7 protein-coding genes and 2 pseudogenes are annotated in these 12,688 nt (G+C 71.3%); 3 read left to right on the plus strand and 6 right to left on the minus strand.

What is annotated here, in order from left to right; all coding sequences use genetic code 11:
• Positions 1-435 precede the first annotated feature (435 nt).
• From BJF83_RS04340 to acs, 6 genes and pseudogenes are all read right to left on the minus strand, one after another.
• On the minus strand, positions 436-915 hold the full coding sequence (locus tag BJF83_RS04340) for a histidine phosphatase family protein (protein WP_075925268.1): 480 nt from the start codon (positions 913-915) through the stop codon (positions 436-438).
• A 308-nt stretch (positions 916-1,223) separates the two neighbouring features.
• Positions 1,224-3,670: pseudogene (locus tag BJF83_RS04350) on the minus strand (sodium-translocating pyrophosphatase).
• Between the two features lie 493 nt (positions 3,671-4,163).
• Complete coding sequence (locus BJF83_RS04355; protein ID WP_083678407.1) at positions 4,164-4,727, minus strand: DUF309 domain-containing protein; 564 nt, start codon at positions 4,725-4,727, stop codon at positions 4,164-4,166.
• Between the two features lie 16 nt (positions 4,728-4,743).
• Positions 4,744-5,658: an alpha/beta fold hydrolase gene (locus BJF83_RS04360; RefSeq protein ID WP_075925270.1), complete on the minus strand. Its 915-nt coding sequence runs from the start codon at positions 5,656-5,658 to the stop codon at positions 4,744-4,746.
• Between the two features lie 11 nt (positions 5,659-5,669).
• Entirely contained in the window at positions 5,670-6,152 is a 483-nt protein-coding gene (locus BJF83_RS04365) for a phage holin family protein (protein ID WP_075925271.1), read from the minus strand.
• A gap of 209 nt (positions 6,153-6,361) precedes the next feature.
• Positions 6,362-8,332, minus strand: coding sequence for an acetate--CoA ligase (gene acs, locus BJF83_RS04370; protein ID WP_075925272.1), 1,971 nt, complete (start codon positions 8,330-8,332; stop codon positions 6,362-6,364).
• Positions 8,333-8,538: 206 nt separating this feature from the next.
• Between acs and BJF83_RS04375 the strand changes: the two are divergent.
• From BJF83_RS04375 to BJF83_RS04385, 3 genes and pseudogenes are all read left to right on the plus strand, one after another.
• Positions 8,539-9,350 (plus strand): annotated as a pseudogene (locus BJF83_RS04375) (oxidoreductase).
• Positions 9,351-10,576: 1,226 nt separating this feature from the next.
• Positions 10,577-11,299, plus strand: a complete 723-nt coding sequence (gene ssd / locus BJF83_RS27795; protein ID WP_143831783.1) for a septum site-determining protein Ssd — start codon at positions 10,577-10,579, stop codon at positions 11,297-11,299.
• Positions 11,296-12,447 (plus strand): TadA family conjugal transfer-associated ATPase, encoded by a 1,152-nt coding sequence (locus BJF83_RS04385; protein ID WP_075925273.1) that lies wholly within the window; start codon positions 11,296-11,298, stop codon positions 12,445-12,447. The genes ssd and BJF83_RS04385 overlap by 4 nt, the downstream gene beginning before the upstream one ends.
• Positions 12,448-12,688 lie beyond the last annotated feature (241 nt).

The following is a 12,688-nucleotide window of genomic DNA, read 5'->3' on the forward strand; positions in this document are numbered from 1 at the left end:
GCGTCTGCGTTTCCGCTTTGTTGTGTCTTTACTTTATCAGGTGTTCCGTGCCCCGCCAAATCGGCGGTTCCGGATCAACCGAACGGGATAAAGCACCCGCTTTGCCCCGTTCATGCCAATGGACTGAATCGTCCAATCGGATTCCCGAAGCGGATTCCCGATCCTATCCGTGCCGAGCGCGTGCTCAGTCCAGTGAGACCGGGAGAGGAGTGGATGTGTCGGCACGCCCGCGAAGGACTCACGTTCGTCTCGCTCGACTCGAATCCGTCGTTCCTGCCGACCTTGGGCCGTCCGGAAGCGACTCGGAGAACACTACCCCCAGGCGCTGGATCCGGCAAACCAATGTGTATGTGTCGTGGGTCACCATCTCGGAGCGGGAACGCACCGTCGGCACACACATCCCGCAGGCGTGCGGTCGCGAGCTCACTCGCGTTCTCAGTTCAGCAGTCTGCCCTCGCCGACGCCCGGCGCCGCGTACAGCCACTCCACGTCGAGTTCGACCGCGGCGACGGTCGCCGGGGAGTAGGACACCAGGGCCTCGTCCCCCACGAAGCCGGCCGCCAGCCGCGCGATCGTCGGGTTGTGCCCCACCACCAGCAGTGTGCGTACGTCCGGGTCGACGTAGTTCACCATCTCCAGCAGCGCGTCCACCCCCGCCGAGTACGCGGCCTCGCTGTACTCGACCTCCGGCGCCGACCCCGGTTCCATCGCGCCCAGGACGCCGTCCAGGGTCTGCCGTGTGCGGAGCGCCGCCGAGCAGATCACGTGGTCCGGTACGTAGCCGTGTTCGGCGAGCAACCGCCCGACCTTCTCCGACTGGCTCCGCCCCTTGTCGTTGAGCGAGCGGGCGAAGTCCGCCCCCGCCTGCCCGTGCTCGGCCTTGGCGTGACGCATGAGAAGCAGCGTGCGGCTCATTGGGCCAGCACCGTCGCGACCACGGCCAGGCCGCCGATGAAGGCGACCATGATGCCCACGATCGTCGCCAAACCCTTCAGTCCCGTCACCAGGATCCCTCCCCAACCGTCACGCCCTCCCGGGCTCTCGCCGCCCGGGCCCTCGCGTCCGCTACGCGGGATCCGGCATACGAGCCGGATCCCGCGGTTCCAGGTTAGGTGAGCTCGCGCGACGTGGCCGCCCGGGGGAACCCGGGCGGCCACGTCCTCGTTCATGCCCCGTGTCCGGCGGTCCGGCGGATCTCTCCTCCGCCCCGGACGGCCGTGCGGCTACACCTTGCCGTCCCCGGCGCGGGCTTCCTCCTTGCGGTCGGTCGCGGTAGCTGCGGTAGCTCCGGACCCGTCGTCCCCGGAGCCGCCCTCGGCCTCCGGGGCCCCAGCGTCCGAGGAGACGGCGTCGCCGCCGCCGACCTCGGGGGCGACCTTGGGCGCGGCCTCGCCGCCGGGCCTGGCCAGGTCCGTCTCGGTCCCGGAACCGCGGTTCTTCGACCACAGCACCGCACCCACGAGCACACCCACGGCGACGACCGTCACACCCACACGCAGAACGACGTCCTCCGCGTAGATCACCACGGTCGGGGCCACGATCAGCGCGACCAGGTTCATCACCTTCAACAAAGGGTTGATCGCCGGTCCCGCCGTGTCCTTGAACGGGTCGCCGACCGTGTCGCCGATCACCGTGGCCGCGTGGGCCTCCGAGCCCTTGCCTCCGTGGTGGCCGTCCTCGACGAGCTTCTTGGCGTTGTCCCACGCGCCACCGGAGTTGGCGAGGAACACCGCCATGAGCACGCCGGCCGCGATGGCGCCGCCCAGGAAGGCGCCGAGCGGCGCGTACCCGAGCGCGAACCCGACGCGATCGGCGCCGACACCGCCAGCAACCCGGGCGTGACCAGTTCCCGCAGCGAGTCCTTGGTGCAGATGTCGACGACGCGCGCGTACTCCGGCTTCTCCGAGCCGTCCATGATCCCGGGGCGCGTCCGGAACTGGTCCCGCACCTCCAGCACCACGCGACCCGCGGCCCGGCCGACCGCCATGATGGCCAGACCGGAGAAGAAGAACACGACACTCGCTCCGATGATGACGCCGACGAGCACGTCGGGCCGGTCCAGGGACAGGGAGAAGGCGTCCGCGTTCCCACCCGCCAGGAGGAGCTGCTCCTGCACCGAGGTGCGGAAGGCCCCGAACAGCGCGGTCGCGGCCAGGACGGCGGTCGCGATCGCGATGCCCTTGGTGATCGCCTTGGTCGTGTTGCCCACCGCGTCGAGCCCGGTGAGCACCTCCGCGCCCTTGCCCTCCACGTCACCGGACATCTCGGCGATGCCCTGGGCGTTGTCGGAGACCGGACCGAAGGTGTCCATCGCGACGATGATGCCGACGGTGGTGAGCAGGCCCGTGCCCGCGAGCGCGACGGCGAACAGGCTCAGCGTGATCGAGCCGCCCCCGAGGAGGAAGGCCGCGTAGACGGCCCCGGCGATGAGCAGCGCGGAGTAGACGGCCGACTCCAGTCCGACCGAGATGCCCGACAGGATGACGGTCGCCGCGCCGGTCTGCGAACTGTCGCCGATCTCCCGCACGGGACGCCGGTCGGTCTCGGTGAAGTAGCCGGTGAGCAACTGGATGGCGGCCGCCAGGACGAGGCCGATGAGGACCGCGGCGACGGCGACGACCCGCGGGTCGGGGTCCGTGCCCGCGGCGGCGATCTCCTCGACGACCGTCGGGCTGACACCGGACAGGCCGTCGACGCTGCTGGGCAGGTACCAGAACGCGGTGACGACGACCAGGACGGCGGAGATCCCGGCGGAGACGAAGAAGCCGCGGTTGATCGCGGACATCGCCGTCCTGTCCCGGCCGCGGGGAGCCACGATGAAGATGCCGATGATCGCGGTGAGCACACCGATCATCGGGACCAGCAGCGGAAACACCAGACCCTCGGTGCCGAAGGCCACCCGGCCCAGGATGAGGGAGGCGACGAGTACCACCGCGTAGGACTCGAACAGGTCCGCCGCCATGCCGGCGCAGTCCCCCACGTTGTCCCCGACGTTGTCGGCGATGGTGGCGGCGTTGCGCGGGTCGTCCTCCGGAATGCCCTGCTCGACCTTGCCGACGAGGTCGGCGCCGACGTCGGCGGCCTTGGTGAAGATACCTCCGCCGACACGCATGAACATGGCCAGGAGCGCGGCTCCGAAGCCGAAGCCCTCCAGGACGATCGGCGCGTCACCCCGGTAGAGGAGAACGACGGTCGCGGCGCCGAACAGGCCGAGCCCGACGGTGATCATGCCCGCGACGCCGCCGGTCCGGAAGGCGATGCGCATCGCTGACCGGCTGGCCGACTCGTCCCCGCCGCGCGCGGCCGCCGCGACGCGCACGTTGCCGCGCACCGCCAGCCACATGCCGATGAAGCCGGTGGTCGCCGACAGCAGGGCGCCCAGGGCGAAGAAGAGGGAGCGGCCGACCCTGATCTCCAGGGTCTCCGCGGGGAGCAGCAGCAGGAGGAGGGGGATCGCGACGACGAAGACCGCGAGGGTTCGGAACTGCCGTTTGAGGTAGGCCGCCGCTCCTTCCTGAACGGCGACAGCGATGTTCTGCATTCGCTCGGTGCCCTGCCCGGCGGCGAGGACCTCACGCACCAGCATCCCCGCGACGGCGAGGGCCAGGAGGGCCACCACCATAACGACGATGACGAGTGTGAAGTCGCTGCCTTCCAAAGCTAGGGCCATGCCGCCTTCGGCGGCGAGGTTGAGCCCAGACAATCCGTCCTCCTTGAGACGGGCACGACCATTTCGGCCCCGTTCACGCGACGCACGGAACGGTTCACCTCTGAGGCGTCGGTCCCGCGCGAGGCCATGGACGTACCGCCGTCCGGAGGGAGCCTGAGCTGGCCCGGCGACACGCTTTTCGGGGTCGAAGCGGTGCCATCCTTATGTGTGATGCGCACCGCCCGCGCCACGAGTTCACGGGCGGTGATCCGGGGATTCTACGCACGACACCGAATAAAGGTGAGGGTCGATTCGGCTTTTCCCCAGGAGGAGTCAAAGATGTGACCACATGGTGATCTGAGGATGGGGATAAATAACTTTATCCACGACATTTGTAATTAATACTGTCGCATAATGCTTCAGCACGATGTTAACGCTAAAGCGTACAGTAGGCCTTATATGAGCACGAGCACCCCGAAGCAGCATCGGCCACGACAAAGAGCGCATCCGCCCATCAGTCCGGAACGGGTTCCGCCAGCCTCAGGGGCATCACCCGATGCTCTGGTCTACTCCTTGCGCAGACGCATCCCGGACGGTCGATGCCGTCGCCCGGCAGGGCCCGGCCCTCGTCGAGATCGTCAGCCAGCGCGCGGGCGAAGGCGGCCACCCCGACCACGTCGACGCCGTGCGGCGCGTGCGGTCCGAACTCCGCCACCCGATCCGCGCCCCGCCGCAGCAGGCGGGCGGCCCCGACCATGTTGCCCCGCTGCGCGTGGGTGACGCCGACCGCGGTCTGGGCGAGCCCGCGCCACAGCTCGCGTTCGGGACCCGGCACGGACTTCCACACGGCTTCGAGGACCTCGTGGGCGGTGAAAGCGTACCCCGCGTCAAGCAGCCGCTGGGCCGTTTCCAGCCCCTCCTCCACGGAGAACTCGGCGTCGTCGGGCACCCGCTCGACCTCGCCCGCGCTGCCGTGCGGCATGGGGCGCCCGTAGCGGTCGCGCGGACGCTGGTTCTGCGCGCGCCCCTCCTCGTCACGGTCCCGTCCGCCCTGTGCTCCGGTCAGGAAAGTCGCCATCGCCGCCTCACCGCCCTCATCGTCGCCGTGCGTTCGCCGCCCGGTCCCCCAACCACTCCACGAGGGCCCGGGAGACCTCCTCCGGCCGCTCCTCGTGCGGGAAGTGTCCGGCGCCGGGGATCACCCTCCAACGGTAGGGCCCCGACACCATGCCGCGGGCGGCGCGGGCTGCCTCGGCCGGGCAGACCGGGTCGGCGCGGCCGTGGACCTGGAGGACGGGCACGGTCACCGGCCGCCGCATCCTGGCGTTGTACCGGGCGCCGTCCAGCCGCCACCGCGACCGGAAGATCCAGCGATGGTACTCCAGAGAACAGTGGGACACCTTGGGGATGGAGAAGGCCAGCCGATAACGTCGCTCGGCCTCCTCGTCCGGCCAGCCGGGGGCGCTCCAGGCACGGAGCAGGTCGCCGACGCGGACGCAGCCGTCCGCCAGGAGCCGGTGCTCGGGAAGGACCGGCAGCTGGGCGTGGAGCAGGTGCCGCACGCCCGGCCCCATCGAGGCCACGATCCGCCCCGTGCGCAGGGGGTGGGGCGCGGCGACCGCGGCCAGCGCCCGCACGTGGCCGGTGTGGAAGGCGGCCATGGTCCATCCCACGATCCCGCCCACCCCGTGCCCGACGACGACGGCGTCCGCCGCTCCGAGCGCGCGGACGAGTCCCGCCGCGTCCTGGGCGAGGGTCACGAGGTCGTACCCGCGCGGGGTCTTGTCACTGGCGCCGTAGCCGCGCAGATCGACCGCCACGGCGCGGTACCCGGCGTCGGCGACCGCGGTCAGCTGGTCGCGCCAGGCCCACCAGAACTGGGGGAACCCGTGGAGGAACAGGACCAGCGGACCGTCACCGGCCTCGGCGACGTGGAACCGCGCCCCCGCCGCGCCGACCGTGCGGTGCCGCCAGGGGCCGTCGACGTAGGCGACGGAGTCGTCCAACACCGCGGGCGGGGCTACTTCTCGGCGGGCGCGGCCTCGCCGGCGGCGACCACGGCCCCGTCACCGTCCCTGGGCGGCCGGATCTCACGGCGCAGGACGCCGACGAGCCGGGAGGTGGTGACGGCGGTACGGGCCAGGCCCTGTCGCCGGCGCAGGTTGGCGATCGCGATGAGCGCGAAGACGGCCGCCACCACCAGGTAGAAGAGCGTGACGATGCCGAAGGAGACCCACGCGGCCAGACCGAGTTCCATCAGACCGAGGCCGATGGTCACCGAGAGGAGGATCGCGACCAGGTGGAGGAACACCCCGGCCGCGAGGAACTCGCCGATGCTCCTGCCGATACGCGCGGCGTCGGCCTTGGCTTCGAGTTTGGCGAGCCTGATCTCCAGGCGCACCAGTCGGGAGAGGTTGTCGGTGGCGTCGGAGACCAGTTCACCGATGGATCGGTCGGTGCCGCTGGATGCGCCAGGTTGGCCGCCACCCGGCTTGTCCACCATCGTGGGGGTCCCTTCTCTCGGTCCGGACTCGTGGATGATCCTCCGCATCCTCGCACATGACCGACGGCCGATGTCTCTCACGGCACGCGAACCGACGGGCTCGCCTCGGCTCGGCCGGGTGAGCCGGAGCGGCGACCTGGGCCCCAGGGGCTCCGCGGCTCCGCTCCGGTTCGTGCCGGTTCCGCGAGTGCGCGTGCCGTGGGCTCCGGTCAGTCGCCCTCGGACGCCGTCGGCAGCTGCCTGGCGATCACGTCCATGATCGACGCGTCCGTGAGCGTGGAGGTGTCGCCCACCGCGCGGTTCTCCGCGATGTCGCGCAGCAGACGGCGCATGATCTTGCCGGACCGCGTCTTGGGCAGCTCCGGGACGGCCAGCAGCCTGGCGGGCTTGGCGATCGGGCCGAGGGAGGCGCCGACGTGGTCGCGCAGCTCCCGGACGAGCTCGTCCGGGACCTCCTCGGCGCCGCCGCGCAGGATGACGAACCCCACGATCGCCTGGCCGGTCACCTTGTCCGCGGCCCCGACGACCGCCGCCTCCGCCACCTTCGGGTGGGAGACCAGCGCGGACTCCACCTCCGTGGTGGAGATGTTGTGGCCGGAGACCAGCATGACGTCGTCCACGCGGCCGAGCAGCCACAGGTCGCCGTCCTCGTCCTTCTTCGCGCCGTCGCCGGGGAAGTAGAGACCCTCGAAGCGGGACCAGTAGGTGTCCTTGTAGCGCTCGGGGTCGCCCCAGATACCGCGGAGCATGGACGGCCAGGGCTCGCGGATCACGATGAACCCCCCCTCGCCGTCGGGCACGGAGTTGCCCTGCTCGTCCACGACGTCGGCGACGATGCCGGGCAGGCCACGCATGGCCGCGCCGGGCTTGCCGGCGGTCACGCCGGGCAGGGGGCTCACCATGATCGCGCCGGTCTCGGTCTGCCACCAGGTGTCGACGACCGGGGTGGCGCCGCCGCCGATGTGCTCGCGGTACCAGACGTAGGCCTCGGGGTTGATCGGCTCGCCCACCGATCCGATGACGCGCAGGCTCGAAAGGTCGAACTTGGCGGGGATCTCGTCGCCCCACTTCATGAAGGTGCGGATCGCCGTGGGCGCCATGTAGGCGATGGTGACCTGGTACTTCTCGATGATCTCCCAAAAACGGCCCCGGTGCGGGGTGTCCGGGGTGCCCTCGTACATCACGGTGGTCGCCGCGTTGGAGAGCGGCCCGTAGACGATGTAGGAGTGGCCGGTCACCCAGCCGATGTCGGCGGCGCACCAGAAGACGTCCGTGTCGGCCTTGAGGTCGAAGACCGCCCAGTGGGTGTAGGAGGTCTGGGTGAGGTAGCCGCCGGTGGTGTGCAGAATGCCCTTGGGCTTGGCAGTGGTGCCGCTGGTGTACATGATGTACAGGGGATCCTCGGCGTCGTGCGCCTCGGGCGTGTGCTCGGTGCTCGCGGCCTCGACGGTCTCGTGCCACCACACGTCGCGGTCGGTCCACTCGACGTCCTGGCCGGTACGGCGGACGACGAGGACGTTCTCGACCGCCGGGCGGTCGGCGACCGCGGCGTCGACGGCGGGCTTGAGCGCGCTGGCCTTGCCGCGGCGGTAGCCGCCGTCGGCGGTGACGACGAGCTTGGCCTGGCTGTCGTCGAGCCGCTGGCCCAGGGCGTCCACGGAGAACCCGCCGAAGACCACCATGTGGACCGCTCCGATGCGGGCGCACGCGAGCATGGCCACGACGGTCTCGGGAATCATCGGCATGTAGACGGCCACGCGGTCGCCCTTGCGGACCCCGAGCCCGGTCATCGCGTTGGCGGCCTGGCAGACCATGTCCTTGAGCTGGGCGTAGGTGATGGTGCGGGTGTCACCGGGCTCACCCTCCCAGTGGTAGGCGACGCGGTCGCCCAGACCGGCGGCCACGTGCCGGTCCACACAGTTGACGGAGGCGTTGATGCCGCCGCCGACGAACCACTTCGCGAACGGCGGGTTCCAGTCCAGGACCGTGTCCCAGGGATGTTCCCACTGGAGCCTGCGCGCCTGCTCCTCCCAGAACCCCAGACGGTCCTCGGCCGCGGCGGAGTAGGCGTCGGCCGTCACGTTGGCCTGGGCGGCGAGGTCGGCCGGCGGCGGGAAGCTGCGTGTCTCGTGGAGAAGGTTGGACAGTGTCTCCTGGCTCGGGGGAGTGCTGTCGGCCACTGTGATTCTCCTTACGTCGGTGGTTCGCATCCAATTAACCATGTGGTCCATACCACTGGAAACACCGGGGCGGAATCCAGCGGCGGGTGCCGGGGAACACGCGGCGAACGGCCGGTGGACGGTCGCGGCGACGCGATGAGCGGTCGCCGCGAGGTCCCGGGACGGCGGTGGGCGCATGGTGTTACCGGCGCGTAGTGTTGGTGACCGTGAGCGAATCGACTTCCGCCTCCCTGTCCGACCCGCTGAAGCGGATCGCCGAGCTGCCGGGCGTGGCCGACGCCGTCGAGGAGACGCGTACCCTGGTCGACCGTCTGCTGGGGCACCGCGTCCTGCGTCGGCGCAGCGGCGACGTGTCCGTGGAGTCCTCCCTGCGCGGCGCGTGCGCGTCGGCCGCGTGGAAGGCGCCGAGGTCTCGATGGACGAGATCCGCGCGGGGCACGTGTACGACACGCGCATCAAGGGCGCGCTGCGGGTCTCCGGCGAGCTGGGCGCTCTCGTGGACACCTGGCCCAAGGCGCCGCGCCAGGCGCTGGCGCGGCTGCACACGTTGGCGGCGGCGGACGCGGTCGCCGAGGAGGCACTGGGTCGGCCCCGGCTGCCCGGGGAACGGGTCGAGGATCCGATGGAGGTCGGCCCCGCCCCGGATCCTCGGGAGGCGCTGGCCCGGATGGAGGGTCTGTACTCGCTCCTGGGCGCGCGTTCGTCCGTGCCCGCACTGGTGACGTCGGCGCTCGTGCACGGCGAACTGATGGCGATCCGACCGTTCGGTTGGGGCGACGGCCTGGTCGCACGCGCCGCCGAGAGGTTGACGCTGGTGGAGCGGGGGCTGGACCCGAAGTCGCTGGTCCCCTCCGAACTGGGGCACCGGGTGCTGCGTGACGAGTACGGTCCGGCGCTTGGCGGATACGTGACGGGGACCCCTGAGGGCGTTGCCGAGTGGATCGTCTACTGCTGCCGCGCCGTGCGCGCGGGCGCACAGGACTCCCTCGCCACCTGTGAAGCGCTCAAACGCGGTTGACCGGGGCCGTGAACGGCGGACGGACCTCCAAAACACCGCGCGTTCACGGAGTCGTTCAATTATCAACCAGTAGTAGGCGCGCTCTCGTGGCCGTGGACGAATGTCCCCGGATTGCCGAACGTGCGTGCGCACGCACGGCGAACGGCGCCCCGTCTTCAGTCCCGGGGCGCCGTCTCCGGCGCGTTCCACCGGGTTAGCAAGCATCCATTTACTTAGTCTGACCAGCCCATTCATCCCCAGGTCCGGCCTAGACAGCCCTTACCGGGCCGAGCGGCGCGTGGGTTCCCGGCTCCCGCGTCGGGGTGGATCTCCGCCACCAACTGCTTTCTTTCTACGTCTCGGTTCATCCTCCGAAAAGATGCTTGACTCAACTTTTTCACTTCGATTCCCGAACCGATACACAGGGTTACGTGGTAACGTCGTGCCCGGCGTTCGACGATGAACCGTCTCACCCCACATCGGCCAAACGAGCGAACTCCCTCGCGCCGAGCCGTTGTCCTGGTCGCGATCCGCGTCCCGTCGGGGTGGCCGTTCCTCGGAGAACGAGTACGTTTCCAGGCCTCGGTGGTCGTGGGGCAGTGTCTCCACGAACCCTCCCGGTGAGCGGACCCGGTCCTACCCCCCAGGACCGGCCCCGCGGAGACGGCTCCCCTCTCCCCCTGCGGGGGCCGTCACCGTGTCCGCTCCACTCGCCTGTCGGGCAGGGATGCGTGTCCGCCCCCCGTGCACGCATCCCTCCCGTCGGGTGTGCGGCCGGGTTGTCCACAGATCCCGAATCGGGCCTACCGCCTCGCTCCTCCGTCAGCGATGGTCGAGATGTCATCACTCGACCTGCGGAGGCGCGATGTCCCCCCGACCTCTCCCGTTGCTGTTCACCGACGACCCCGCCCTGCTCGACGACCTCCGCCGGCTGGCCACAGCCGCCTCCGTGGAGGTCGCCGTCGCCCGCTCGGCGGACCAGGCACGCCGCTCGTGGTCGCGCGCTCCCCTGGTCGTCGTCGGCGCCGACCTGGCCCGCTCGGGCACGCCGCCGCATCCGCGCGCCGTGACCGTGGCGCGGCGCCCGGGCCCGGAGAGGCCGACGGGACCGCCGGGAGCGGACCACGCGGGGACACACCGGAGTCCACCCGACCGCTCCTGCGTCTGCCCGAGGACGAGCCCGCGCTCATGGACCTGCTCGTCGACGCCGCCGCGCGGGGTGATCCTCCGCGCCCGCGGTCGCGGTCATGGGCGGACGGGGCGGCGCCGGGGCGAGCCTCACGGCGGTGGCCATCGCTCTGGCCGGAGCGCGCGCCGACCGGGACACCGCGCTCCTGGACGCGGACCCTCTCGGCTGCGGACCCGACGTCTACCTGGGCTGCGACCTCGGTGCCCCCGTGGACCCCGGTCACCGAACCAGCTGGGACGACCTCCTCCGACGCGACGGTCGGGTCCACTGGCGCGACCTGCGTGCCGGGCTGCCCGGAACCCGTGGCGTGTCGGTGCTGACCTGGGCCCGAGGCCCCGGTTCAGCCGACCACGACGCGCTGCCGCCCCGCGCGGCCGACGCCGCCCTGGACTCCGCCCGGCGCGGCACGGGGCTGGTCGTGGTCGATCTCCCGCGCTCCTTCGCTCCCGCCACCACCGGTTTCCTCAACCGTGCCGACCGCGCCTACCTCGTGGTTCCGGCCGACGTGCCCTCGGTCGTGGCCGCCTCCCGCGTGGTCCCCCGGTTGCTGTCCGAGGCGCCGGGAGCGGGGGCGGTCGTGGTCGGCGCCCGTGGAGAACTCTCGGCGGACGTCGTCGCGCAGACCCTGGGGCTGCCCCTCGCCGCCGACCTGCCCCGGGAACCGGGACTCGCCCGCATCCTCGCCGCCGGCCGGGCGCCTGCCCGGAGCCACAGGTCACCCCTCGCCCGGTTCGCGGACCGTGTCGTGTCCGAACTGCCCGCACCGGAGCGTGTCCGGTGAGCGCCCTCCTGGAGGCGGTCCGCGACCGCCTGGTCGGGTCAGGCGACCCGGTGAGCCCGGCGAGCGTCTCGGCGGCGCTGCGCGCGGAGGGAGGTGTGCTGGGCGACGCGGAGCTGTTGTCGCTGACCCGACGGCTCGCGGCGGAGCTGTCCGGAGCGGGCCCGCTGGAGGAGCTGATGCACTCGGGGGTCACCGATATCCTCGTCAACGGCCCGGACGAGGTGTGGGTCGACGACGGACACGGTCTACGGCGGACCGGGGTCCGCTTCGCCTCAGCCGAGGAGGTGCGCCGACTCGCCCAACGGCTGGCCGCCCAGGCGGGACGGAGGCTGGACACGGCAGTCCCCTACACCGACGCGCACCTTCCGTCCGGGGCGCGGCTCCACGCGGTGCTGCCGCCCGTGGCGCCGGAGGGCGCGTGCGTGTCCCTACGGCTCCCGCCGAGGCGGGTGTTCGGCCTGGACCGGCTGGTCGGGTGCGGAACGCTGACCCCCCGCGGAGCCGCGCTCCTGCGCGCCCTGGTGTCAGCACGTGTTCCGCTCCTGGTCAGCGGTGGCACGGGGACGGGCAAGACCACGCTCCTGTCCTGCCTCCTCTCACTCGTGAGCCGGGCGGAACGCCTGGTCCTGGCCGAGGACTCCCCGGAACTGCGGCCCGAACACCCGCACGTGGTCCGGCTCCTGACGCGTCCGGCCAACATCGAGGGGAGCGGCGAGGTCCCGCTCTCCGTGCTGGTGCGCCAAGCGCTGCGGATGCGCCCGGACCGCCTGGTGGTCGGGGAGGTGCGCGGGCCGGAGATCGTGGCGCTCCTGGCGGCCATGAACACCGGTCACGACGGGGGTATGAGCAGTCTGCACGCCAACGGCGCCGAGGACGTTCCGGCCAGGGTCGAGGCGCTGGGCTGTGCCGCCGGCCTCGGCCGCGAAGCGGTGCACAGCCAGCTGGCGGCCACCCGTGCGCTCGTGGTCCACCTCGTCCGCGACTCCGGGGTCCGGCGGTTCGCCGAGGTCAGGGCGCTGTGTCGTGGAGACGACGGTCTGGTGGGCGCCGTCCCCGTCGTCGACTTCGCGTCGGACGGAACGTGCCAGGAGTATCCCCACGTGACGGAGTTGATCGGTCGGGTGGGCGAGGGGTGGCGGAGCACATGACCGTCCTGTTGGTGTGCCTGGTCTCGTTGGTGCTGCTGGGACTGCCACTCGGTGCGAACCGGGCTCGCCTGGTACGTCTGTGCCCGTCGCCGGGCACGGCAGGGACGGAGGTCTCGTGGACGCAGCCTGCCCGACCGAGCGACGCGAGGCCCGACGTCGGGGGGCTCCGCGGTCGGGTACGGCGGCACGCTGGGGCTCGCGGCCGGGGGAGGGACTCCTGACGGGTGCGGCCCGACGGTGG

This window comes from Nocardiopsis sp. CNR-923 (assembly GCF_001942255.1).
In the GTDB taxonomy this organism is placed as follows: Bacteria; Actinomycetota; Actinomycetes; order Streptosporangiales; family Streptosporangiaceae; genus Nocardiopsis.

Excerpts from the sequence above, each read along its gene's own strand:
- BJF83_RS04340 (WP_075925268.1), bottom strand. The coding sequence starts at position 915 with ATGAGCCGCACGCTGCTTCTCATGCGTCACGCCAAGGCCGAGCACGGG.
- BJF83_RS04355 (WP_083678407.1), bottom strand. The coding sequence starts at position 4,727 with ATGGCGACTTTCCTGACCGGAGCACAGGGCGGACGGGACCGTGACGAG.
- BJF83_RS04365 (WP_075925271.1), bottom strand. The coding sequence starts at position 6,152 with ATGGTGGACAAGCCGGGTGGCGGCCAACCTGGCGCATCCAGCGGCACC.
- ssd (WP_143831783.1), top strand. The coding sequence starts at position 10,577 with ATGGGCGGACGGGGCGGCGCCGGGGCGAGCCTCACGGCGGTGGCCATC.